This is a genomic window from Shewanella sediminis HAW-EB3, from assembly GCF_000018025.1.
Taxonomy (GTDB): Bacteria; Pseudomonadota; Gammaproteobacteria; order Enterobacterales; family Shewanellaceae; genus Shewanella; species Shewanella sediminis.
This window is the reverse complement of record NC_009831.1, coordinates 1,563,568-1,588,808: the sequence shown is the minus strand read 5'-3', so window position 1 is coordinate 1,588,808 and position 25,241 is coordinate 1,563,568. Positions and strand designations below refer to the sequence as shown.

At 45.0% G+C, this 25,241-nt stretch carries 18 protein-coding genes and 12 tRNA genes; 5 read left to right on the top strand and 25 right to left on the bottom strand.

What is annotated here, in order from left to right; all coding sequences use genetic code 11:
- Window positions 1–370 precede the first annotated feature (370 nt).
- Window positions 371–2,095, top strand: a complete 1,725-nt coding sequence (gene dauA / locus SSED_RS06910) for a C4-dicarboxylic acid transporter DauA (protein ID WP_012141681.1) — start codon at window positions 371–373, stop codon at window positions 2,093–2,095.
- 66 nt (window positions 2,096–2,161) lie between these two features.
- On the opposite strand, the gene purE is transcribed toward dauA, so the two are convergent.
- Window positions 2,162–2,671, bottom strand: coding sequence for a 5-(carboxyamino)imidazole ribonucleotide mutase (gene purE / locus SSED_RS06905; protein ID WP_012141680.1), 510 nt, complete (start codon window positions 2,669–2,671; stop codon window positions 2,162–2,164).
- A gap of 490 nt (window positions 2,672–3,161) precedes the next feature.
- Between purE and SSED_RS06900 the strand changes: the two genes are divergently transcribed.
- Window positions 3,162–4,400, top strand: coding sequence for a sensor domain-containing diguanylate cyclase (locus SSED_RS06900; protein WP_012141679.1), 1,239 nt, complete (start codon window positions 3,162–3,164; stop codon window positions 4,398–4,400).
- Between the two features lie 115 nt (window positions 4,401–4,515).
- On the opposite strand, the gene SSED_RS06895 is transcribed toward SSED_RS06900, so the two are convergent.
- The 5 genes from SSED_RS06895 to SSED_RS06875 all read right to left on the bottom strand — a co-directional run bounded on the left by SSED_RS06895 (window position 4,516) and on the right by SSED_RS06875 (window position 10,957).
- Complete coding sequence (locus tag SSED_RS06895) at window positions 4,516–5,133, bottom strand: transglycosylase SLT domain-containing protein (protein ID WP_012141678.1); 618 nt, start codon at window positions 5,131–5,133, stop codon at window positions 4,516–4,518.
- A gap of 259 nt (window positions 5,134–5,392) precedes the next feature.
- Window positions 5,393–5,833, bottom strand: a complete 441-nt coding sequence (locus SSED_RS06890) for a hypothetical protein (protein WP_012141677.1) — start codon at window positions 5,831–5,833, stop codon at window positions 5,393–5,395.
- Complete coding sequence (gene gshA, locus SSED_RS06885) at window positions 5,830–7,464, bottom strand: glutamate--cysteine ligase (RefSeq protein ID WP_012141676.1); 1,635 nt, start codon at window positions 7,462–7,464, stop codon at window positions 5,830–5,832. Before gshA ends, SSED_RS06890 begins: the two co-directional genes overlap by 4 nt.
- Before the next feature lie 215 nt (window positions 7,465–7,679).
- Window positions 7,680–10,514, bottom strand: coding sequence for a M16 family metallopeptidase (locus tag SSED_RS06880; protein WP_012141675.1), 2,835 nt, complete (start codon window positions 10,512–10,514; stop codon window positions 7,680–7,682).
- Window positions 10,515–10,534: 20 nt separating this feature from the next.
- Window positions 10,535–10,957 carry a YqaA family protein gene (locus SSED_RS06875; RefSeq protein WP_012141674.1) on the bottom strand — a complete coding sequence of 141 codons (423 nt, stop codon included), beginning with the start codon at window positions 10,955–10,957 and terminating at the stop codon, window positions 10,535–10,537.
- 285 nt (window positions 10,958–11,242) lie between these two features.
- Here SSED_RS06875 and SSED_RS06870 point away from each other — a divergent pair, with 285 nt between their 5' ends.
- The 3 genes from SSED_RS06870 to SSED_RS06860 all read left to right on the top strand — a co-directional run bounded on the left by SSED_RS06870 (window position 11,243) and on the right by SSED_RS06860 (window position 13,390).
- Window positions 11,243–12,529, top strand: coding sequence for a dicarboxylate/amino acid:cation symporter (locus SSED_RS06870; protein WP_049772151.1), 1,287 nt, complete (start codon window positions 11,243–11,245; stop codon window positions 12,527–12,529).
- Between the two features lie 188 nt (window positions 12,530–12,717).
- On the top strand, window positions 12,718–12,903 hold the full coding sequence (locus SSED_RS06865; protein ID WP_012141672.1) for a hypothetical protein: 186 nt from the start codon (window positions 12,718–12,720) through the stop codon (window positions 12,901–12,903).
- A gap of 151 nt (window positions 12,904–13,054) precedes the next feature.
- Window positions 13,055–13,390, top strand: coding sequence for a PBPRA1643 family SWIM/SEC-C metal-binding motif protein (locus tag SSED_RS06860; protein WP_012141671.1), 336 nt, complete (start codon window positions 13,055–13,057; stop codon window positions 13,388–13,390).
- Window positions 13,391–13,451: 61 nt separating this feature from the next.
- Here SSED_RS06860 and SSED_RS06855 read toward each other — a convergent pair whose 3' ends face one another.
- The 19 genes from SSED_RS06855 to SSED_RS06765 form a co-directional block, all read right to left on the bottom strand.
- Window positions 13,452–13,637: a hypothetical protein gene (locus SSED_RS06855; protein ID WP_012141670.1), complete on the bottom strand. Its 186-nt coding sequence runs from the start codon at window positions 13,635–13,637 to the stop codon at window positions 13,452–13,454.
- Window positions 13,638–14,084: 447 nt separating this feature from the next.
- Entirely contained in the window at window positions 14,085–15,215 is a 1,131-nt protein-coding gene (locus SSED_RS06850; RefSeq protein ID WP_012141669.1) for a sodium ion-translocating decarboxylase subunit beta, read from the bottom strand.
- A gap of 8 nt (window positions 15,216–15,223) precedes the next feature.
- On the bottom strand, window positions 15,224–17,038 hold the full coding sequence (gene oadA, locus SSED_RS06845; protein WP_012141668.1) for a sodium-extruding oxaloacetate decarboxylase subunit alpha: 1,815 nt from the start codon (window positions 17,036–17,038) through the stop codon (window positions 15,224–15,226).
- A 25-nt stretch (window positions 17,039–17,063) separates the two neighbouring features.
- A complete protein-coding gene (locus tag SSED_RS06840; protein ID WP_041421571.1) occupies window positions 17,064–17,309 on the bottom strand; it encodes an OadG family protein in 246 nt (81 codons plus the stop codon).
- 741 nt (window positions 17,310–18,050) lie between these two features.
- Window positions 18,051–18,142 (bottom strand) — tRNA-Ser (locus SSED_RS06835).
- A gap of 21 nt (window positions 18,143–18,163) precedes the next feature.
- A tRNA-Arg gene (locus SSED_RS06830) sits at window positions 18,164–18,240 on the bottom strand.
- An 88-nt stretch (window positions 18,241–18,328) separates the two neighbouring features.
- A tRNA-Arg gene (locus SSED_RS06825) sits at window positions 18,329–18,405 on the bottom strand.
- 46 nt (window positions 18,406–18,451) lie between these two features.
- Window positions 18,452–18,528: transfer RNA gene (locus SSED_RS06820), tRNA-Arg, on the bottom strand.
- A gap of 89 nt (window positions 18,529–18,617) precedes the next feature.
- Window positions 18,618–18,694, bottom strand: a tRNA-Arg gene (locus SSED_RS06815).
- Between the two features lie 45 nt (window positions 18,695–18,739).
- A tRNA-Arg gene (locus SSED_RS06810) sits at window positions 18,740–18,816 on the bottom strand.
- A gap of 124 nt (window positions 18,817–18,940) precedes the next feature.
- A tRNA-Ser gene (locus SSED_RS06805) sits at window positions 18,941–19,032 on the bottom strand.
- A gap of 22 nt (window positions 19,033–19,054) precedes the next feature.
- Window positions 19,055–19,131: transfer RNA gene (locus SSED_RS06800), tRNA-Arg, on the bottom strand.
- A 75-nt stretch (window positions 19,132–19,206) separates the two neighbouring features.
- Window positions 19,207–19,283 (bottom strand) — tRNA-Arg (locus tag SSED_RS06795).
- 34 nt (window positions 19,284–19,317) lie between these two features.
- Window positions 19,318–19,394, bottom strand: a tRNA-Arg gene (locus SSED_RS06790).
- A 35-nt stretch (window positions 19,395–19,429) separates the two neighbouring features.
- Window positions 19,430–19,506: transfer RNA gene (locus tag SSED_RS06785), tRNA-Arg, on the bottom strand.
- A 22-nt stretch (window positions 19,507–19,528) separates the two neighbouring features.
- A tRNA-Ser gene (locus tag SSED_RS06780) sits at window positions 19,529–19,620 on the bottom strand.
- Between the two features lie 381 nt (window positions 19,621–20,001).
- Window positions 20,002–20,199, bottom strand: a complete 198-nt coding sequence (gene csrA / locus SSED_RS06775; protein ID WP_012141666.1) for a carbon storage regulator CsrA — start codon at window positions 20,197–20,199, stop codon at window positions 20,002–20,004.
- Window positions 20,200–20,652: 453 nt separating this feature from the next.
- The gene (gene alaS / locus SSED_RS06770) at window positions 20,653–23,277 is read right to left on the bottom strand and encodes an alanine--tRNA ligase (RefSeq protein WP_012141665.1); all 2,625 of its coding nucleotides are present in this window, start codon (window positions 23,275–23,277) and stop codon (window positions 20,653–20,655) included.
- Between the two features lie 947 nt (window positions 23,278–24,224).
- Complete coding sequence (locus tag SSED_RS06765) at window positions 24,225–25,130, bottom strand: LysR family transcriptional regulator (protein ID WP_012141664.1); 906 nt, start codon at window positions 25,128–25,130, stop codon at window positions 24,225–24,227.
- Window positions 25,131–25,241 lie beyond the last annotated feature (111 nt).

The following is a 25,241-nucleotide window of genomic DNA, read 5'->3' as shown; positions in this document are numbered from 1 at the left end:
CTAATAGTATGAGTTAAAAAGAAGTTTACAGCTTGGTTTAACCCGGTTTTAAAGCCAAGGATTATCGCCAAGATTTTTGCCCACTTATAGCTATAAACGGCAAAGCATGAGAAAAGGGTTAATCACACTATAAAAATGTAAGTGCTACGCATCACATTTTCAAATCACGTTTTGTGCTATTTTTACCTGATATCGACAAAGTTCAATTCCCACAATACTTGCCAACAATATTTAGCAACAATACGTACCAAAGAATATGATTATCACCTGCGTCACATAACACCAGCTTCACTGAACACCTGCCCCCCATGGCAATAGGTGCTTACTGCTTTACCAACCCATCCCCTAACTTCACTCAAGGCGATTAAACGTGCCACACAGAGCCCATCTTTTTTCATTAACCCTCGGCCATGCGCTATATCAATCCTGCATAAAAAATGGCTATCAATTAAAAAACTTTAAACAGGATATTCTTGCCGGCATCTCGGTCGGGATCATTGCCATCCCCTTAGCGATGGCGCTCGCTATCGCCAGTGGTGTGCCTCCTCAATACGGTCTTTATACCGCTATTGTCGCAGGCTTTATCATCGCCATGACTGGTGGGTCCCGATATAGCATTTCCGGTCCTACCGCGGCATTTGTCGTCCTGCTTTATCCCATCGCCCAGGAATTTGGCTTAGCAGGACTGCTTATGGCCACTGTCATGTCAGGGGTGATCTTAGTGATGATGTCACTATTAAAGCTTGGCCGTCTCATTCAATATATCCCTGAGCCCGTCACACTCGGCTTCACCGGCGGTATTGGGGTGGTCATAGCGACTTTGCAACTTAAAGATTTCTTTGGACTTTCGAATACTAACCTACCCGAACATTTTGCCGACAAGGTACACACCCTGATATTGGCTATGCCTTCGGCCGATGGGCCCAGCACTGTCGTCGCAATGGTCACATTATTGGTCATGCTGATTTGGCCAAAGCTTAAGACTCAGATCCCGTCGCATCTTCCCGCAATCATGGTTGGTAGTTTACTGGCCTTAGTGTTAAACGGTTATGGGGCGGAGATTGAAACCATAGGGACACGTTTTCATTACGCATTAGCGGATGGTGGGACAGGCATGGGGATCCCTCCCTTTCTACCCACCTTCGAATTTCCCTGGTTACAAAATGGTGCAGATGGTTCCCCGCTGGGACTCAGCTGGAGCATGGTTCAGGCGCTCCTCCCCAGCGCGTTCGCCATCGCTATGCTCGGCGCAATTGAATCACTTTTATGTGCGGTAGTTTTAGATGGCATGACGGGTAAACGCCATAGTGCAAACAGCGAGCTTCTTGGCCAGGGGATCGGCAACATAATCGCGCCCTTCTTTGGTGGGATCCCCGCAACGGCCGCCATAGCCAGAAGTGCCGCCAATGTAAAAGCCGGGGCCTATAGTCCGGTATCTGGCATCATTCACTCCCTGGTACTCTTGATTGGCTTGATCTCACTGGCCAACATTCTGGCTTATCTGCCCATGCCGGCGATGGCTTCGCTGCTCTTAGTCGTTGCCTGGAACATGAGCGAAGCCCCCAAGGCCCTGCACTTACTCAAGTCAGCACCTCGCAGTGACATCATTGTCTTTCTCACCTGCTTCTCCCTCACAGTGATCTTTGACATGGTTATCGCCATCACCGTAGGGATTGTGCTGGCAGCACTGCTATTTATGAAAGAGATAGCTGAGATGACAAGGCTTTACGATATCAGCCACAATAAAAGATATATCGATAAGCCTATTGGGGAAAATTGGCTTGCCTTAAAAATTAACGGGCCGCTATTTTTTGCTGCAGCCGACGCTATCTTTTCAGAAATAACCCTGCTGGCCAAAGGAAAACGGACCGTCATCCTCTATATGGACGGCGTATCGATTCTCGATGCAGGGGGATTGGCGGCATTAAATAAGCTGCTAGGAAAATTAAAACAGACAAATACACAGCTGGTTATTGCAGATCTACAGTTTCAACCCATCAGAACACTGGCAAGAGCTAAGATACAACCTATCGACGGCCTGTTATATTTTTATCCTACCTTAAGGGAAGCCTTAGAGCGGCATTCAAATAATTAAAAGTCGACAATAAAAAACGCCATCGAACCTAAGACTCGATGGCGTTACTTAATCATTTCATTTAACTCAAACGTTAGCGAGCTTCTCTTGAAGCTTGGCATCTTTCGCCTGCACGGCTTCGGCCGAAATAGCACGCTCCTCTTTAACCTTAAGCGCTAATGCATCATCACCAACGGAAAGCATCTGCGCGGCTAAATAACCCGCGTTTTTAGCACCGGCGCTACCGATAGCCACGGTAGCAACAGGTACGCCGCCAGGCATCATGACTGTCGATAAGAGTGCATCATGGCCCTGCAATGGACCACAATCGACAGGCACGCCGATAACAGGACGAGTAGTGATACCGGCAACGGCGCCCGCTAAATGGGCCGCGAGGCCAGCTGCACAGATAAAGACCTTACAGCCACGCGCTTCAGCATCTGTAACGTATGCATGGGTCGCCGCAGGCGTACGGTGAGCCGATGTGACCTTAGCTTCAAATTGAATATCAAATGTTTTTAGCACATCTAGGGTAGCTTGCATGGTGGGTAGATCAGAATCAGATCCCATTAACACTGCAACAAATGGTTTGCTCATTTTTATTCCTTATGTAGGGTATTACTTTTATTTTTGGGCATATTATATAGGTAAGCCACCTGCTAATGCGAGTTTCAAAGAAAATGAGTTCCAAGTCTTTAAGCCTGGTATATCTCAGTCTTTGACATCAAATTGAGTGTCTATCCCGACAAAAAAGCCAGAAATATCACTACCTCTGTACCATCTTGAAACGGCATATCCGGATGACTTCACAATATAAATAACGCCTTGAGTAAACGGCTCCCCCAAGCCAGGCCGTGATTATCACCTAGCTGTAATTACACTGCAAATAACTTATTGATACAGATCTATAACCATTTAAATCAAGAGTATTTATAGTCTGGCATCACCAATGAGACGAAACCCACTTTTAAAACCCGTTTTTTGATTTATTATCACCATAAAAGGTAAAAAAATTACTGGCTGTCATTTACAATCAGGCAATGAGTTTTCTAAACGCCTATGTAGAGGCAATTTGAACAGGTTTACTATGGATAGAATAACCAAAGTGACAGAGACTGACGGTCTGAAGAAACAACAGATTGATAGCTTAGATCTGAAATTTCACTTTGGCCTGCTGGGCGGCCCACTACTGCTCCTCATTGTCATCTGGCTGACATTTTTCAATTCGAGTTTTGATAGTGCGTTACTATTGAAGCTGCTTTTGGTCTCAAGCATCTACACTCTGGGCTACAGCTTAAGCTACTACCTGCATCAGGGACGGCTAAATCGTCTATGGCAACATCTGCAACAGATAGTCCATATCAACGACACCACCTTCGAACTCGTCAACCTGGCCAGTCATTACAAAAATGAACAGGCATTTTTGGATGCACTCCTGAAAAAAGCCGTTAGCAGTATTGAAGGGGCTGAGATGGGAAGTATCATTCGAGTCGACCCCGATAGCCAGCAACTCCACTTCGAATCGGCCGTTGGCATCAATATCGAAAAATTACGACATGTTAAATTTCACCTGGAGCAGTCTTTCGAGTTCCGCTTGACCGAGGGACGCTGCGATAGAGTCGTGGTGATTGATAACATGGAGAATATTAACTCCCATAGTACATTAACCGATGCGGAACAGGAGATCCTACTGACCGCCCCCGACAACCCTATCCGCTCTACTCTTTCAAGCCCAATCCAGATCGACGGCAAACTGTATGCGATGATCAACTTAGACAGTAGCGTAACTAAGGCTTTCGGACACTATGACCGCAACCTTGTCAGCATCTTGACCCACGAAGCCGAAAACGCTATCGCCTTGTATCAAAAAACACGTCAAATCCAGATGTTAGCTAACTACGATAGCCTCACCTCCCTCTACAACCGTCAACGCTTCGAAGCGCGACTCGAGAATTGGAGCATTAAGCCTCACTTTGGTAGCTTCCTGGTATTGATAGATCTAGATAACTTAAAACAGATCAACGACTGTGGCGGCCATCAAGCCGGCGATAATGCCTTACGTTCACTGGCATTGGTACTGAAACGCTATTGGCACGAACATCAACTCGTCGCACGTTATGGTGGCGATGAGTTTATTGCCCTATGCCACGGGCCGTTAGATAAGATTATGGCTGACTTAGCCGAAATTCAGCGGGAGCTGAATAGCGAAACGACAAAGGTTCACTTCAGTTTCGGAATCGCAGAATATCGAAACAACTGGCAGCAGGCCTTTAGAACAGCAGATATCGGCATGTATGATCATAAACGCAGTAAAAAATGCGCTTAACGATATCGAGTTGAACCCAGTGGGCATATAACTTAGCAGGCACTTTTGATAGGTAATAAAAAGCCCCGATTCATTCGGGGCTTAGTCTTAAAGAACTGGCGATTACAGAGAAACTCTAACCAAAGAACAAGCGCCATAACCAGGATGAATCGAGATCTTCCTGACAAGTGCGATATTGCGCCGCATAGCGTTTCGACCTATCGTCGACCTTTTTGGCCACTTTAACCAACCAGGCTTTCTGGTTATAGGTTTTACGCTTGTAACCGCCCCAGCCTTCATGATAATTCAGGTACTGATTTCTGGCGTCCCATTTCGAAACACCGTTGATTTTATGGGTTTTATAGATAAACCAACCCATAAAATCCATGGCATCATCGAAATTGCTGCGACTGGACCAGGAGTTACCCGTCTCTTTAACATAATCATCCCATGTCATTGTCTTTGCCTGGGCATAACCATAGGCATCACTGGCACGTCCTATCGGTATGAAGCCAAGAAAATACTCCATAGGAGGCGCGGCATTATGTTTGAAAGAGCTCTCCTGATACATCATAGCCAGAGGGACATGCACCGGCACCCCCCACTTCTCTTGCGTATTCTTAGCGGCTTTATACCAGGAGCGATTCTCTTTATAGATAGAGCATAAATTTTCGGGTTCTTTAGGAGGAGAGGTGGCACATCCCGAAAGAAACAGTGCTAAACAAGCTGAAATCAAAACCGAATACAATTTCATAAGTGTAGAGACCAAAGAGCAAAATTATCAAAGCACTAGTGTCACATTGATAGAAAAAAGAAGCAATTGACGTATGTTAAAAACGGGGGAAAGTGACACGGATTTTTCCCATCTGAATGTAGCGACTAAGATTCGGCCAATAGCAGCTATCGACACTCATGGGATCTCTAACTTATAAGCGCTAAGTTTATCAATGCTAATTCAGGATAGAGAAGTCTCGTTACAGACAAAGGCTTAGACCCAAACAATAGGATCTGTTTTACTCAGGCAGGGATAATTCGCACTCATGGGACTCCTGAAGCCAGACCTCAGGTTGCCAGAACCCTGTGTCATTGCCCCGATAACGTTTATCCGTATTGAACTTGGCACCGAGATGATAGCGCTGCTCAGCTTCAACGGTTACAGAGAGCACTTTAGGCGTTCTTGCGGCGAGTTTTACTTTCAGCGATGGCGAACTAATCAACTCGGCGAGGGTAAACTCATAGACTCCGGGGGAGAGCTGATAGTTAGGTTTAGAGATCACTGGCTTACCATTGAGGTGGGTAACCACAACACGATAAAGATCCTGGCTGGAATCCGGCTCGAGATAACCTGAAACGATGCCACACTGCAGACTATTGTCGGGCTGTGAAGCACAGCCCGATAAAAGTGCTAAGCTCGCTAGCAGGACTAAAGTCCCCCTTGAGCATAAGCGGCTCATACTGAACTCACAACCTTTGGGGTTTCAAATGAAACGCTGTCATCGTTAAAATAGTCGGCTAAATACTCTTCAAAATTTTGAGTCGACTCTGATTCTATCTTTGTCTGTTTCTCTAAGGAGCGGCTCGCTGCTTGCTGATATTGCAACAACACCTCCTCTGGCAAGGAGTAACGACTCAATATGTCATGATACTCTTCGGCTAATTTTTTGACCCAACAACCATGATCGACCTGGGAGCCATTAAGCTCTTTCATGATCTGCCCCGAGATGGTTAAATCAGGGTCGATCACAGCACTTTGCCATCTGTCGAGTGCATCGATATAGAGATGCTCACCTTCATTATCGAGTAACGACGCAAGTGGTTTCAGCTCATCGAACATCTCCCTCATCCAAGTTGAGAGCAGGACAGACTCACCATTTCGACTTAACTCAAGGCCAGGCCTGCGACCTTCTAAAACCACGCGATTAAGGTTATTTGAAATTTCATTTTCTTGCACAGAATCGGATGTAGGTGATTCATTTAGCAGACAATACATTAAGAATAAGTCGAGGAATCGGATCTGTGACGCATCGATACCCACAGGGCTGTATGGGTTTACATCCAAGGCCCTGACTTCGATATATTCGATACCGGCCCGCGCGAGTGCCTCTGAAGGTTTTTCATCATCTAAAGCCACACGTTTAGCACGGATAGGCGAGTAAAACTCATTTTCAATCTGGAGTACGTTAGCATTCAGTTGGCGAAATTCGCCATCGACCTTAACGCCTATCTTCTCGAAGTTAGCAGACGGCATGTTTATCGCACTGTTCATCCCCTCCAGATACTGTTCGAGGGAGTCATAGCTGATGTCTAACTGCTCTTGCTCTTTATTTGTGTAGCCGAGATCGCTCATCCTCAGTGAAGTGGCGTAAGGCAGGTATAATGTCCCCTTACCCATCTTCTCAAATTCAATATCAGTCTGTTGATCTTTAATAAATGAGCTGCACAAGGCCGGAGATGCGCCAAACAGATAGGGTAACACCCAAACCATATGGCGATAATTACGAATGAGCCCCAGATAAGACTCGGAGATAAAATCACTCTTAGAGACCTGAGTATCACTTAAATTGTAGAGCTTGTCCCACAAGGTATCTGAAACAGAAAAATTAAAATGCACACCGGAAATAATCTGCATTTGAGCGCCATAACGATAGGTTAACCCTTTTCGGTATAAACGCTTCATTTGACCCGCATTTGAGGAGCCATAATCAGCAATAGGAATCGCTGCCGTATCGCCCACATAACAAGGCATGCTGACAGGCCAGAGGCGCTGGCTATCTAAATTCTGGACGGTGAAAGCGTGAGTATAGGTCAGATCGTCGAGTAAACTGTTTATATCGCTGAAAACCGGAGTGATAAACTCAAGCAAAGATTCACTGTAATCTGTAGTGATCCTTGGGTGAGTTAATGCAGAGCCTAGTACCTTGGGATGACCGTCTATAGCAAGGTGTCCAGAGCTATTGATCCTCAATGCTTCGCGTTCAATTCCACGCTGCATTCCCTTTAGTGCATTACGCCCCTCAGAATCAGAGAGATGTCCAATCAGTTCATTGAAAGAGTTCAATATTTTTTTCTCTAGTTTCATCATCATTTACTTATACGAGTAAGACCAGCCCTGCCATTATTACTTTCAGTAAAGCAATTAAAGGCTAACATTCCTATCTAGCTAGTTAACTCTCTATTGAGTCATAAAGTAAAGCGGTATCAGAATATCTACGACACAGAAGCTGCTACTCTTTCCTGTCATTGATAAAATTACAGATACCGCTAATTTTATATCTCTAGATATATGGTCAATTTCGAATATTACAACTCTAAAGTTTTCACCGGATATCCAAGTGCTTTAATATCCGCCTCTATCGTCATCTTATCCCCCACAATTAACACCACCATCTCATCGAGATCCAACTGCTCTTTGGCCAGATGGTTAAGCTCAGTTTTGGTCACGCTCTGAGTGATCTCAGTCTGTTGCTCCGTGAAGTTAGCATCGAGGTCAAAACGTTGAATAAGACGCAGGAAACCGGCTTTCTGATAAGGTGTTTCGTAATCGAGCGCCTTACCTTGAGAAACCGAAGCCTTCATGAAAGCAAGTTCTTCGTCTGTGATCCCGGATTGACGGTATCCTTTAATCTCTTTGAAAAACTCAACAAGGGCCTGTGATGTCACATCGCTGCGAACATTAGCCTGAGCGACAAACACCCCCAGTTCACTGCCACCGGAGAAATAACTTCTGGCACCGTAGGTATAACCTTTGTCTTCGCGCAGATTGAGGTTGATACGACTATTAAACGCCCCCCCTAACGGGTAATTCATCAGGTAAGATTTATAAAAGTCGCCCGTAGCGTCATAAGCTAACGCTCGCTTACCTATCTTGATGACAGACTGAGCGGCACCTGGCTTATCCAGAATGTAGATGGTGCCACCAGCCAACTCAGGCAATTGAGTTAAGTCGGGTAACTGAGTCCCCTCTCCTTTCCAGGTAGAAAAGCGAGCTAACTCAGCTAAGATCTCTGATTCATTGAGGTTACCAACGGCCACAATTTGGGCATTCCCAGCACTATATTGTTGCTGATAGAACGCCTTTACATCGGCTAAGGTGAGAGATGAAACCGTCTCTAATGTGCCGCTACTGCTCACACCGAGTGGATTAGTATTGCCGTAGAGTAAGCCATCAAATGCGGTATTAGCCAGATAGCCCGGATCCGACATCATATGCTGTAAACTTTGAAGCTGTTGCTGCTTGAGTCGCTCGAAATCTGCCACTTTAAATCCGGGTTCAAACAGACGTTCCCTCACGATATCTAAGGTTTCATCCAGATGAGAGGTGAGACTCGTCACCTTAATGTAACTTTGATAGCTACTTGCTCCAAAGCTAACACTACTGCCTAACATCTCTAACGCCTGCGCAAGCGCTTCGGCACTTCTTTTCTGGCTCGATTCATTCAGCATAGAAGCCGTTAAGCCTGCTAAACCGGCCTTATCGACAGGAATGAGCCTATGACCGCCATTGAGGTAGATAACGAGTTCAACGGTTGGGGTCTCTTCACTCTCGGTGCCACTCACCTCGATGCCATTCGCAAGTTGTCCGCTCCAAATCTCAGGAGATTTAAGCTCCACAGAGGCTCCGACTTTCGGCATCGATGTGCGATCGAAAGATGAAGAGATCTGTTGATAATCGGTAACACCTTGCACGGCAACCTCTGACACATTGAGTGCTGGTGCAATAAAGTTATCTTCATGGGCAATGAGCTGTCTTTGTCCCTCGGGAACCACACTCATCACGACCATAGGTTTATCTTTAATGTATCGGTTAAAGACCCGCATCACATCGGCTTTGGTCACGTTAGCGTAACGCTTCAAATCAGAGGAGATCATATCCGGGTTGCCCGAAAAGGTCTGGTTAAACGCTAATGTCGACACTTTTCCAGACACACTCTGAAGACCAAATATGGTACTGGCCTCAAACTGAACCTTTACCTTTTGCAGATCTTCATCGGTCACACCACGTTGTTCAAACTCACTGATCGACTCTCGCATCCTTTTTTCAAGATCCGCAAGCTGCCCTCCCTTAGCTGGATTCGCCAGAGCATACATAGAGAACTGACAAGCCAACTCCTGACAAGGGTGACTCACACCAGCCTGAACGGCAAAACCGTCTTTAACTAAATTTTTATAAAATAGTGACGTTTTTCCGCCACCCAGAATATTAGAGAGCAGATCCAGTGCAGCCTCATCCTGATGACGAGCATAAACTGTCGGGAAACCGATGCGTACCAGAGGAAGATGGACCCTATCCTCCATAGAGATATAACGAGTTTTATCGAGTGTGACTAATGGTTTTTCGTCAGCAGTTACTGCCGGACCACTTGGGATCTCACCAAAATATTTATTAACCCAAGCTAAGGTCTGCAGCTCATCAAAATCACCGCCAATAGTCAGTGTCGCATTGTTCGGGCCATACCAACGTTGAAAAAAGTGCTTCACATCATCGACATCGGCACGTTCCAGATCTTCCGGCCAGCCAATAACAGGCCAGGAGTATTGATGCCCCTGAGGATAGAACGCCTGATTAAACAGCTCACCCATTCGCCCGTAGGGCTGATTGTCGATTCGCTGCGCGCGTTCATTCTTTACCGTTTCGCGTTGTACTTCAAACTTCTTCTCTGTCAGGGCCGGCAGGAAAAATCCCATACGATCAGATTCAAGCCACAACATCTTTTCCAGCTGGTTACTTGGCACAGTCTCAAAGTAGTTGGTTCTGTCGGTGTTAGTCGTACCATTAAGGGTTCCACCCGCTTCGGTCACGGTTTTAAAATGCTGTTCATCGCCAACATGTTCAGAGCCCTGGAACATCATGTGTTCAAAAAGGTGGGCAAAACCAGAACGTCCTTCGACCTCTCTGGCAGAACCGACATGATAGGTCACATCGACATGCACTAAGGGATCTGAACTATCTTGGTGCAAGATAAGGGTCAGTCCGTTGGACAATAGATATTTTTTGTAAGGAATACCTACCTGTGACTCTTCAACTTTAACCGTTTCGAGTAATGTGACACCTGTAGGTAAACTTGATTGCGGTTGCTGGCCTGCACAGCCAACTAAGATCGCAGTGATTGCCGTAGCTAATATCCATTTTTTCAATTTATTACTCCTAATACCAATTACAACCAATGCAGCGCTAGTGCTGCCACCAACAAGTAGCGAATACTCTTGCCTATTAATATCATCAGACTCGATTTCACCAGCGGAAGTTTCATCCATCCCGCTAATAAACACAAAAGGTCTCCAATGACCGGCGTCCACGAGAGAAGCAGAGCCCAATAACCATACTTATGGATCATACCCAGTGACCGCCGGTACTCCCCCTTAGCCATCGCCTCCGGACTGCGTGCAAAACGACCCAAGGTACCAAGATAATAGCTGGTTATCGCTCCTAAAGTATTCCCGATACTTGCCACTATGACTAAAGATAACCAGATGGAGCTATCATCATTCAACATAGCGACGAGTAAAACTTCTGATCCGCCTGGTAACAAGGTGGCAGCAAGAAAAGCTGCACTAAACATCAACCATAACTCTGTCATTAAAGCTTACCTAATGAAAATTCGTAATTTTTTGTTTATCTATAAAGCCAATAACGCTATGTTACCCAAGTGTTAACGATTAAAGTTATTAAAACAAACTTAATTATCACAATAAGTTATAACGAAATCGGTTTGTTTTGCAAGATACTCTATCTATACAATGAAAACTTCGGATAATAACCTAACCCTAATTTAAGGGATGAGTTGATCCTCAGCTTTTTAAACGGACAAAGATTACCGTTTAACTCTTTTTTGAATATTAAGAATAAAAATTAATTGGAATTTATAATGTGGCAGACCATTAAACAGATCCCCTTCTGGCAAAAAGTTCTCGCGGGCTTCATTTTAGGCGCGTTAACAGGCGTAATTTTTGGCGAATCGGCAACCATCCTCAGACCTCTGGGTGATCTCTTTATCAGCGCCATAAAAATGCTGGTCGCCCCTTTAATCTTATGTGCCATCGTCGTCAGCATTACCTCCTTAGGCTCACAGGTAAACCTGAAACGTTTGAGCTTTAAAACTCTGGCCATGTTTATGTTTACCGGCACACTCGCCTCACTCATTGGTCTCACTGTTGGTTCCCTGATTGACATGGGCGGCTCTATGGAGCTGGTTGCAACTGAAGTACGTGAACGTGATGTTCCCGGGTTCGCTCAAGTATTATTGAACATGATCCCCGTTAATCCTTTTGCCTCTCTGGCCGAAGGCAAGGTACTTCAGATCATCGTCTTTGCAGCCTTAATTGGTATCGCAATCAATAAAGTGGGTGAGAAAGCCGAGCCCCTGAAACGCGGTTTCGAAGCTGGTGCAGAGGTCATGTTTCAGTTAACCCGCATGGTATTACAATTGACCCCTATCGGCGTCTTCGGTTTGATGGCTTGGGTAGTCGGTGAGTATGGTTTATCCACACTTCTACCATTAGGTAAGTTTATTGGTGCTATCTATCTGGCTGCACTCATACATATCATTTTTGTTTACGGTGGTCTGATAAAATTCGCAGCGAAACTCAGCCCGGTTCAATTTTTCAGAAAGGCAATGCCGGCTCAGTTAGTAGCTTTCACTACCGCGTCTAGCTTCGGCACTCTGCCGGCCAGCACGCGCTGCAGCGAGTCTATGGGAGTGTCTAAGCAATATGGTTCTTTTGTCCTGCCATTAGGGGCCACGATGAATATGGACGGTTGTGGTGGTATCTACCCGGCAATCGCCGCCATCTTTATTGCGCAGATCTATGGCATACCACTCGATATGACTGACTATATGCTCATCGCCGTGACAGCGACGGTAGCATCGGTAGGTACCGCAGGTGTACCAGGAAGCGCCATGGTCATGTTATCTGTAACTCTGGGAGTCGTCGGTTTACCTCTGGAAGGTATCGCATTTATCGCTGCCATCGACCGTATCATCGACATGATAAGAACCAGCACCAATGTCACCGGCGATATGATGACAGCAGTTGTTATCGGGAAATCTGAGGGCCAGCTCGATGAGCAGCAATTTTATGCCAATGATGAAGCCGTAGGTGAGGATGCTTCCGAAGCGCTATTAGCCAAATCTAAGCCGGTATCGGAGTAATACCAATTGGTATAAATTTACCTAAATCTAAAGCTCCTTGTCGCGATATCAAAACAAGCCGCTAATGCGGCTTGTTTTATTTTAACTGATAGCTAATCAACTGTTCAAATTGAGTTATATACCGATTGGTATTAGTATTATACTTATCCCGCAGCCCCTACACTCCGAGTACAAGGCAAAAATATAGTATGGCAAAATTCTTCCTGTTCCCCATCATCTTATGCCTGTTCTGGACCCTGTTCCTACATTTTAATGGTGTCCCCCTGAAGCAGGGCAAGAAGGGCTTTATCTACATCATTGCCATCAGCATGACAATTATTCTCTCTCTGGGCCTACTGCTGTGGATCACTTCCGGACAAAATATACGAAGTTAATACTCTTTAGCCCTTGCTTAGTAAATTTGTATCAAAAAATACCTCTATAGATTTATTTTTCTCGACATTTATAGTATAAGCTCTCTAAATTTAGCGCGATCCCTATTATTAATACAAAGGGTATAAGCATTAAGCAGTTTTAGAAGGTCCCATGTCAGATAAATTTTTCTTTAAAGGGCGTCAAACCCCTAAGCCTAAACATGAAAGTTTTGGCTATAACACTAAACGAGTAGCTAAGCCGGGCACCAGTGATAACCCATTGACCTTAGTCGTCCCCTCGAAGGAGCGCCAAGCACAAATCGAGGCTATCTTGAGCCAGCATGAGTTATTGGCCAATATAGAGGTTAACGCAGAAGCGGAAGAGAACATTGCTGAATTGGATGGCATACTCAATAAACCACAAACCACTCGTTTTGAAAAAAAGCCCAACAGAAATGAGCCTTGCCCTTGCGGCAGCGGGAATAAATACAAGAAATGCTGTGGTTAAAACACAAATGTCACTGGTTTAGAGGTTTAAACCAGTGACATATCTATTCGATAAGTTGAGACTACATATTACTTGAGATAACCGTTAGGTGCTTCTCCAGTTCATCTTCGGTTGTAGGCAAGCTTTCCAATTCGAACGTCAATGGATCTCCACCGTTGAGCATAAACACCGAGCTCTCACCATGGTCGTAATGAAACCACTTCCCATTGATACATAGATCCGTATAGCAGTTCGGTAATAATTCCATATGTACACCTCTTAAATATGTTCGTAACGGTTCGGTTGAATCAAACTAAACGACACCCTAAAAATAGTGACGCACCTCTAAAAAATCCCAAACCAACAACAATAACCCGCAACCAAGAGTTGCATATGTGATATCGATCACCTTTATAAGACCTTAAATGACTTAGAGAGACATTGATCTAAATCAAAGAGGCTGGAAATACTCAAACCAGACAGAAGCTGAAAACAGCGTTTACCACCAAATTCAGCATTAAAATCAACACAAATCAGATAAAAAAAGCGTAAAAAAAAGTCTCGCAATATTAATCTGCAAGACTTTAATAAATTGGGCTTAAATAACTTAGGTCACAGCACTTAAACGACAGAACTTTGGTCACAGCCCCTGGACCAGAGAACATGGCTCACAGCTTGAGTGTGAGTAGACCTCTCGATATCATCTCTGAACCGCTTAGCCCAATACTGCAATCAATACACCTGCCGCGACAGCCGAACCCAGCACACCGGCAACATTAGGCCCCATAGCGTGCATCAACAAGAAGTTATGTTGATTTGACTCTAAACCTACCTTGTTCACAACCCGTGCAGCCATCGGGACCGCAGAGACACCCGCAGCACCTATTAACGGGTTGATCTTCCCACCAGACAATTTACACATAAGTTTAGCCATCAACACCCCGGTGGCGGTGCCGATTGCAAATGCAACGGCGCCAAGGAGCAAGATACCTAATGTCTCGAGCTGTAAAAATTGATCCGCAGAGAGTTTAGAACCCACGGCTAAACCCAGGAAGATGGTCACTATGTTGATCAGCTCATTTTGAGCCGTGCTCGATAATCTGTCTACAACACCAGACTCACGCATCAAATTGCCCAGACAAAACATGCCCACCAATGGTGTCGCTGCAGGCAGGAACAGAATAGTTAACCCCAGCACCATAAGCGGAAAGATGATCTTCTCTTTCTTACTCACTTCGCGCAGTTGCTCCATCTTTATCTGACGTTCAGACTCTGTCGTTAGCAACTTCATGATTGGCGGCTGAATTATCGGAACCAGAGCCATATAAGAATACGCTGCAACAGCAATAGCCCCCAACAACTCAGGTGCAAGTTTTGAGGCTAAGAAAATAGCCGTGGGGCCATCGGCACCACCAATAATGGCGATGGCACCGGCATCTTGCATGGAAAATTCAAACCCAGGGACAAAATTAAGGGCGATAGCACCGATTAATGTGGCAAAGATACCAAATTGGGCTGCGGCTCCCAGAAGCAACATCTTAGGGTTGGCTATCAAGGCACCGAAATCGGTCAGCGCACCGACCCCCATGAAGATGAGCAACGGAAATACTCCCGTTTCAATCCCAACATGATAAGCAAAATAGAGTAGCCCTCCCTCCTCCGTGAAGCCTCCATTGGGAATATTGGCTAAAATAGCACCAAACCCAATAGGCAGTAGAAGTAAAGGTTCGAAGCCTCTCACAATCGAAAGGTACAGAAGCAAGGCTCCTACCCCCATCATCAGTAGCTGCCCAGGGGTAAAATTTGCAATGCCTGACTCAGACCAAAATGCAATTAATCCTTCCATTTAGCCTCCTAAGCTATGCCAATTAATTGATTACCAACGGAGACAGAGTCCCCCTCTTTTACCCATACTTTGCTGATGACACCATCAGACTGGGCCCTGATTTCGGTTTCCATCTTCATCGCTTCTAAGATAATAACCACATCACCTTCGCGAACGGCATCGCCGGTTTGAACATTGACCTTAAATATATTGCCGGATAAGGGTGCATTCATCTCTAATTTTATTTCGCCCGCAGGCGCTTGAACCGCAGCGGAACTTGCTTGAGGTGCCACGAAAGGAACCACGTTCTCACTGGGGGTAATTTGATTGATATCACCACCGGGAGAGACCTCAACGACGAAACTTTGGCCCTGTACATTTACCGTATATGTCTCGGGACCGCGATCAGTACCCGAAGCCGTTGCAGAACTCGCTTGTACCTCAGCTTGTGCCGTAGCCCCAGGCTTAGGCTCGAACATATCGGGGTTATTACGATTCTTGATAAACTTGAGGCCTATTTGCGGAAACAGCGCATAGGTCAACACATCATCGGCTAACTCTTTAGCCAGTGTTAGCCCTTCACTGCGCGCCTTCTCAAGGAGTTCAGCGCTAAGATTTTCAAACTCGGAAGTCAACAGATCTGCGGGACGGCAGGTGATGGCTTCGGCGCCATCGAGAACCTTGGCTTGAAGTGTTGCATTGACAGGCGCAGGTGTCGCACCATACTCTCCTTTAAGCACGCCTTCGGTCTCTTTAGTCAGCGACTTATAACGTTCTCCGGTCAATACATTAATCACAGCTTGAGTGCCCACAATTTGTGATGTAGGGGTAACCAATGGCAGGAAGCCTAAGTCTTCACGTACTCTTGGGATCTCCTCCAGTACTTGGTCTAATTTATCGGCAGCCCCTTGCTCTTTAAGCTGACTTTCCATATTGGTTAACATGCCGCCTGGTACCTGAGCTCGTAAAATCCGAGAATCGATCCCCTTTAACTCACCTTCGAACTGAGCATACTTCTTTCGTACATCTCTAAAATAAGCGGCAATCTCTTCGAGCAAAGCCATATCGTAACCAGTAGCTCTCTCTGTCCCCTCCACCATAGCAACTAACGTCTCTGTTGCACTGTGTCCATAGGTCTGGCTCATCGGCGAAATGGCGGTGTCCAGCACATCAATCCCAGCCTCAATGGCCTTAAGGTATGTCGCCGAACTTAACCCTGTCGTCGCATGACACTGCATTGAAACTATCAGATCTGTTTCAGATTTAATCTGACTAATCATATCGAACGCATCGTAGGGCTTAAGCAATCCAGCCATATCCTTAATGCATAATGAATGACAGCCCATATCTTCCAAACGCTTAGCCATATCGGTCCAGGTCTCGAGGGTATGAACCGGGCTGGTTGTATAAGAGATAGTTCCCTGCGCATGTGCGCCAACTTCAATAACAGACTTTACTGCGGTTTCCAGATTGCGAACATCGTTCATGGCATCGAAAATTCGAAAGACATCCACACCGTTAATGTGGGCCCTTTCGACAAACTTATGTACCAGATCATCTGCATAATGACGGTAACCAAGCAGATTTTGACCACGAAGTAGCATCTGCTGTGGCGTATTTGGCATCGCCTTCTTTAGCTCTCTGAGTCGCTCCCAAGGATCTTCACCCAGGTAGCGAATACAGGAGTCGAATGTGGCCCCGCCCCAAGACTCCAAAGACCAGAAGCCGACTTTGTCCAACAGTGGTGCAATGGGGAGCATATCCTCGGTGCGAAGACGAGTGGCGAGGATTGATTGGTGTGCATCTCGTAAGACGACATCAGTTAACGCAAGTGGCTTGCTCATAAAAACTCCCTACTAGTATTTTTTATTATGCTTTTGCACGATATTGGTGAATGGCTGAAGTGATAACCGCAACCATCAGGGGATCGACGCCCTGTGCGGAAGCTGTATCGCTCTTTTCAGCTGGTGCTTTATGTTCGATCGGCTGTGGGGCAAATTTGTAAGCCACCAACTTAATTCCTAAGATCAGCACGGTTAGAAACACGAAAACCAGCCCCATCCCTAAAAGCATGATGCCAAGTGCTTCAATAATTTGTTCAGATATCGAATCCATATCACCCTCTGTATCAAAGTTACTCCAACAATGAATATATAGCACCACCAAGCAGCTTTTTATTCAATTAAGATCTAAAAAGCACCAAGTGAATGCCAAAAATTATCCGCTTGTAGAGTAAATTAACGCTGTTCACGGGAAAAACAATAACTAATCTATAACAAAATTGCGAGCAGCTTGTAAATTGGTCATACCAATAGTGACAAAAACAAACTGTTCATGAAGAGAATTCACTAATTTAAGCAGGATATTTATAAGGAATCATCAATCGGCAAGTGTTTTTCATTACTTTTTAGTAAATGGAGCTGTGAAGAGATAGAAATTGAATTCGGAATAAAGGATAAAAAGCGGACAAAATGAAAAGTTATGCAGTACTTTAAGAAAAGTGATGAGGTAAGAGGTTAGAAAAAGGGGGAATAGGTAAGAGATAGGTACAAAAAAGCCCATTGATATTATCAACGGGCTTGGTTTATATACCAATCCTACTAATTATGTGATCTTTCAGCGGGAGTTCAAAGCACTGTAGGCAAGGCGGATGTTTGAAGCTAATAGTTATTCTATATCGAAAGCATCTAACGCAGCATAAAGGGCTTTGAAACCCGCACTATGTGAGCCTCTCAGGCATTCCACTTCTGCGTTACATTATCTTAAAAGGGAATAACCATTTCTTCACCAATGCACCTTGAATTGAAAGGCCTGAATGGCTCTGAACTGAGCACCTATTTAGTGAGATTGGTATTATGGCGGAGAGGGAGGGATTCGAACCCTCGATGGGATTTAAAGCCCATACTCCCTTAGCAGGGGAGCGCCTTCGGCCACTCGGCCACCTCTCCTAATTTACTTACAAAAGTAAATGGTGCGCGTGGGAGGATTCGAACCTCCGACCGCCTGGTTCGTAGCCAGGTACTCTATCCAGCTGAGCTACACGCGCAAATCTTACATCTTAAAGCCGTCTGTAAAAGACAACTTTATTTCCACTTAATCAATTAAAAACTTAACCAATTAAACAGACTTGAATATGGTGCGGATGGGAGGATTCGAACCTCCGACCGCCTGGTTCGTAGCCAGGTACTCTATCCAGCTGAGCTACATCCGCACAAATAACACTTAACACTAACTTTCAGACTAAGTCTGAGAAGAGATGGTGCGCGTGGGAGGATTCGAACCTCCGACCGCCTGGTTCGTAGCCAGGTACTCTATCCAGCTGAGCTACACGCGCAAACTTTATCTCTATCTCTGCCTGTAAACAGACAATTTCAATTCCGATTAATCAGTTAATAACTGAACCAATTAAACAGAATTTAAATATGGTGCGGATGGGAGGATTCGAACCTCCGACCGCCTGGTTCGTAGCCAGGTACTCTATCCAGCTGAGCTACATCCGCACAAAAACACTTTAACACCGATTATCAGACTTAATCTAAAAGAGATGGTGCGCGTGGGAGGATTCGAACCTCCGACCGCCTGGTTCGTAGCCAGGTACTCTATCCAGCTGAGCTACACGCGCGATATCTTTCTTTTAATGGTAGTTCTAACCTGTTTAACGACTCCATTGCTTTGAGCATAAGACGTTAATAACTACCTTAAGCCACAAAAAAACCCGTTGATTGCATCAACGGGCTTAATTGTAATGGCGGAGAGGGAGGGATTCGAACCCTCGATGGGATTTAAAGCCCATACTCCCTTAGCAGGGGAGCGCCTTCGGCCACTCGGCCACCTCTCCTAATTCACTTTATAAAAGTAAATGGTGCGCGTGGGAGGATTCGAACCTCCGACCGCCTGGTTCGTAGCCAGGTACTCTATCCAGCTGAGCTACACGCGCAAATCTTACATTTTAAAGTCATCGATACAATGACAACTTTATTTCCAGTTAATCAATTAACTGGAAACTTGAATATGGTGCGGATGGGAGGATTCGAACCTCCGACCGCCTGGTTCGTAGCCAGGTACTCTATCCAGCTGAGCTACATCCGCACAAATAAAACTTTTTTCGATTTTTCATATTGAATGGTGCGGATGGGAGGATTCGAACCTCCGACCGCCTGGTTCGTAGCCAGGTACTCTATCCAGCTGAGCTACATCCGCAACGCGTTTCAATATATTCCGTCGTCTCACAAAAATGGTGCGGATGGGAGGATTCGAACCTCCGACCGCCTGGTTCGTAGCCAGGTACTCTATCCAGCTGAGCTACATCCGCAACGTATTTTGCAAGTAAGAAATGGCGGAGAGGGAGGGATTCGAACCCTCGATGGGATTTAAAGCCCATACTCCCTTAGCAGGGGAGCGCCTTCGGCCACTCGGCCACCTCTCCGTTTCTTGGCGCACATATTACTGTTTGAAGAAAATAAGTCAAACCATTTCTTATAAAGCATTTCTGTTTGGGGTGTTTTTAAACAGATCAAACAAATAATATACCAATACCAATAAATATCTGATCATTCAACAGGAATCGAAGGCCATACAAGCAAGGGCTCTGCTTACTTCTCTAGTAACAACCTAACGAGTTTATCTCGATAATTGCTCCAGCACTATTCTTCCCGCACCTATCCATGGACTCGTACCGGTTAACTCGTTTGCCGTACAATATAGAGAGACGCCACATCTGATATTTAAGATTCACGAATGCCAGAAAGCAAAAAAGCCAGCGATAAACTGACTTCTCTATTTAAAGACTAATCTTGAGCAGGCTAGACTAAAAATTGCCACCTTCAGAAGGGTTGCCAGCTTTTTCAGACTGAATGCGCTGGTAGATCTCTTCACGATGTACCGAGACTTCTTTAGGTGCATTCACACCGATACGTACTTGATTACCTTTAACGCCTAAAACAGTGACAGTTACTTCATCACCAATCATCAGTGTTTCACCAACACGACGAGTCAATATCAGCATTCGTTTACTCCTTTAGTTCCAAATTCTGCTTAATACGGCACTAATCCGTTATATATACGTATTATAAGGTTAGCTTAGTACAAATTAATAGTACTCTTACCGAAATCCATCATTAAAATGCAGCTTATTTAATTCAAAAGCGTGATATAGCCCCCGAACAGCACCTGATAACATGATAGGGCCCTTAGCGATAGCAAAGCTAATGCCAGACTCTGTAGTTAAGCTAGCATTAAATCTACCATTACCCAAGGAGCAAAGCCCTTTATCATTGATATAGAAGGATAGATGATCAATTACTTTAACAATCCCTACATTAACATAGTCAAACGGTTACAAAATGCGAGTTTCCCTTCCAGGCTAAAGCCGGCCCTGCATAAAAAAAGCGCTTCAGATGCCTGAAGCGCTTTTTAATAGCCAAAGCTGATTGTTATACCATTGGTGTTAAGCTAAGAGTTAAGCCAAACGCTCAGTAAGCCATGGGATAACTTGCTCTAAGGCACTATCCAGGTTCTCTGGTTGGCTACCACCGGCCTGCGCCATGTCTGGGCGACCACCGCCTTTACCACCGACTTGTGATGCTATCGAGGCTACCAGCTCACCGGCCTTAACTTTAGAGGTCAGATCTTTAGTGACACCAACGATCAGATTAACTTTTGCATCTCCGGCGATACCCAGAACCACGATGCCAGAACCAAGCTTCTGCTTCAGCTCATCTTGCAATCCACGTAGCGCACCGGCTTCGACACCGTCCAGCTTTTTAACCAACACATTCACACCGTTGACCTGCTGCGCTTCGCCCGCTAAATCGGCACTTGTGGCCGCAGCAAGCTTATCTTTAAGCTGAGATAACTCTTTCTCAAGCAGCTTAGTGCGATCCAGCTGTGCCTTAAGCTTAGATACCACAGAGGCACTATCGGCTTTAAGTAAGGCTGCCGCCTGGTCTAGCTCTGCTTTTTGCCCTGCTACATAGGCCATAGCCGCCGCGCCAGTTACCGCCTCGATGCGACGCACGCCAGCAGCAATACCACCTTCCGAGGTGATCTTAAACAGACCGATATCACCGGTGCGACCGACGTGAGTACCACCACAAAGCTCGATAGAGAAATCGCCCATAGTGACAACTCTGACTTCGTCGGTATATTTCTCACCGAAGAGTGCCATAGCCCCCTTCTCTTTCGCTTGATCCATGTCCATCACTTCGGCACTGAGCTTGTGGTTTCTACGGATTTGAGTATTCACCAGATCTTCGACCGCCTTCAACTCCTCAGGCTTAACACCCTCGAAATGAGAAAAATCGAATCGCAACCTTTCTGAGTCAACCAGTGAGCCCTTCTGAGTCACATGTGTGCCCAGTAACTGGCGTAGTGCGGCGTGCAACAGGTGAGTCACGGAGTGGTTCAGCTCGGTACGATGACGCAGCTTTTTATCGACGTTAGCTTCTAAGCTGTCACCGACAGATAACGTACCTGAGGTTAATGCTCCCTGATGCCCAACGGCTTGACCGTACTTTTGAGTATCCTTCACATCAAACTCGATACCTTTAGCCGACAATACCCCTCTGTCGCCACATTGACCGCCCGACTCACCATAAAAAGGGGTGCTGTCGAGAACGATAACGGCTTCATCTCCGGCGCTCAATGAATTGACAGATTCACCCGCCATATAGATAGCGGTAATTTTTCCAGGTGCAGTTAACTCGGTATAACCGGAAAAATGCGTCAGTTCATCAATTTTCAGAGAATCATTGTAGTCAGTCTCGAACTGCCCTGCCGCCTGAGCACGACTTCTCTGCTCGGCCATCGCGACTTCAAAACCCGCCTCATCGACGGTGATTTCACGCTCACGACAGACATCAGCGGTCAAATCGACAGGGAAACCATAGGTATCGTAAAGCTTAAATGCCGTTTCACCATCTAATACATCACCTTTCAGTGCGTTTAGCGCGCCATCGAGAATGCCCAGGCCACGCTCAAGTGTGCGTGCAAACTGCTCCTCTTCGGCTTTCAACGACTTCTCAACGATAGCTTGAGTTGCCACCAGCCCTTTGGCTGCATCGCCCATGACTTCGATTAATGTAGGTACCAGCTTATAGAAGAAGGAGTCGCTAGCGCCAAGTTTATTACCATGACGAACCGCACGACGAATAATACGACGAAGTACATAACCACGACCTTCATTCGATGGCATAACACCATCGGCGATCAGGAAGGCACATGAACGGATGTGATCGGAGATAACCCGCAGCGATTTATTTTCTAAATCAGTAACGGATAATATTTCGGCAGTTTTCTTGATCAGCGCCTGGAATATATCAATTTCATAATTAGAGTGAACGCCCTGCATGATTGCAGCGATACGCTCAATACCCATACCGGTATCCACAGAAGGCTTAGGCAGTGGTAACATTTCACCATCAGATTGGCGATTGTACTGCATGAAAACGATGTTCCAGATCTCAATGAATCTGTCACCATCCTCTTCCGGAGTACCCGGACGTCCACCCCAGATGTGGTCACCGTGGTCATAAAAAATTTCAGAACATGGGCCACAAGGTCCGGTATCCCCCATCTGCCAGAAGTTATCTGACGCGTATGGTGCGCCTTTATTGTCACCTATGCGAATAAGGTTTTCAGCAGGTACGCCGATCTCTTTAGTCCAGATATCATAGGCTTCATCATCGGTCTCATAGATAGTGACACACAGACGCTCTTTAGGCAGCTTTAACTCTTGAGTAAGAAAGTTCCATGCAAAACTAATTGCATCACGCTTAAAGTAATCACCAAAACTAAAGTTACCCAGCATCTCGAAGAATGTATGGTGACGAGCCGTGTATCCCACATTATCTAAGTCATTATGTTTACCACCAGCGCGAACACAGCGCTGAGACGAGGTCGCACGCGTATAGCTACGCTTGTCTTCACCCAGAAACACATCTTTAAACTGGTTCATACCCGCATTAGTAAACAGCAAGGTAGGATCGTTAACAGGTACCAGTGAACTACTGTCCACAACCTGATGACCGTTAGTACGGAAATACTCTAAGAAAGCACTTCTTAGCGCTGCAGTGGTTTGATACATGAAATCATCCTGAATAAGGTTAAGCTAACGGTGACTCTGTGAAATCACCGACATTCTATTTAGCCGAACATTATAAGCAGTCTCAATGATAACAACCAGAGTTTTAGGAGCACAAAGTCGCAAAGGGGGGGAAATCAGCAGTTCCCGGGCGGGATCTATGTTTTAAAATGAAAAAATGATCCGCTGTGAACACTAAAGGCACAGACATTTATTCGTCACGGTCCTTGATATCACCCGTACGGCGAATATCGAGACTAACCGAAGCGTAGAACTAAGTGCGTTACCGCCAGTGATTTCAGGGTTACCAAATGAAAATAAAGAACTTGCAATGTAGACACACAAACGCCCCACTTTAATTTTCCACATGAATAACTAACCTCTCCTAAACACAATGAGACTCAAATACAAGCATTGAAAGACCTCGATAAGGAGAAACAATAATTACCGACAATAACAAGCTAAGAAAAGCCAAGATAAAACGCCCCTCACAAATAAGCAACATCACTGTCATCGCAATGCAAAACAACTTAATAAAATCTATAGGATAACTTATCAACCAACAATAGTTACACTTCACGCCTCCTTAATATTCAGCAAACAATTAAATAATTTTGAGTGTGCGCATCTGTAAAAGAAAGGGAGGGCATTTTCGATTAAACTTACGATACATACCCAATGATTTCTTTCGTTCTCTAACAAAATAGTTAGCGGCCCCGAATTCAAGCTTGCAAGCAGATTATTACTTTGCCACTTGGAGATTCATTATTTTAAAGGGATACAAAAATGAATGACAAACATATAAGATGAAAGTTAAAACTGACAGCGATATTTTATCAAAAAACAAAACACCTAACATTGTAAATACAAATATTACTCATACCTAAATGAGTGTACGACCCAATAATTATAAATCGCTACATTCGAAATAAATTCCACATAAAAAACATTCAACCTTTATCCCTAAAATATTCTTTAAGTGCTTTAATAACAGCTCTTACTTTCATTGGGTTTTTTTTATTGATCGTCAGTGCGTGGATTTCATGATTCCCCTGACTCCAACAGGGTAAAACTCTAACTAACTCTCCAGACTCGATCAGATGAAGAACCTCTAACTCTGGAAGAACAGCTATGCCAAACCCCTCCTGGACATGGCATATAAGCGAATTGAGATCATTAAAACGCAGCCTTAACTTGGGAGTTAATCTATAAGGTTTGTGTTTAGGGTGGTGTAGTTCGATTTCAGAGAAAGTTTGTTTGTTAATTAGCCCAAGCCAAGAATGCTTTTCTAAATCATCAGGTGTGACTGGGTTTCCATTCTTTTGCAAATACTCTGCACTGGAAAATAAATGTTTCCGAACACTGCCCAATGGGTGGTAAATAAAATTTGAGTCTTCAGGCTCACCGACTCGTACTGCTATATCAACTTTTTCTTCAATAAGATCAATATACTGATCATGTGCAATGATGGTGAGATTAAGTTCGGGATTCGTAGAAATTAAGGGTTTCAATGCTTGCGCGATTGGCTTTGTTGCTAAACCAACAGGGACAGAAACCCGCAGTTCGCCGTTAAGAGAATGTTTAAGCTCATTGATGGCCTCCTCTGCATCAGCGGCAGCTGATAGCATTTTTTTCCCGTGCCGATAATATTGTTCTCCTGCTTCGGACAAACTTATTTTTCGAGTGGACCGATAGATGAGAGTGACTTCTAATTCAGCTTCCAATTGGCTAATATACTGGCTCACAGCAGGAGGGGTCATCCCTAATTTTTCTGCGGCCCCGCGCATTGTACCACTATCAATTACCTGACAAAAAATAGCAATTCGTTTGAGTCTACTTAAAAATCTACTTTGCATGACACGCCCATTGTTAAGCAATCATTAATAATGACGTAAGTTTATATTCACTAATCAAGTAATGATTAAGTGTATATGATTAATCTATCTATTGCCAAAGTAATATCAAAC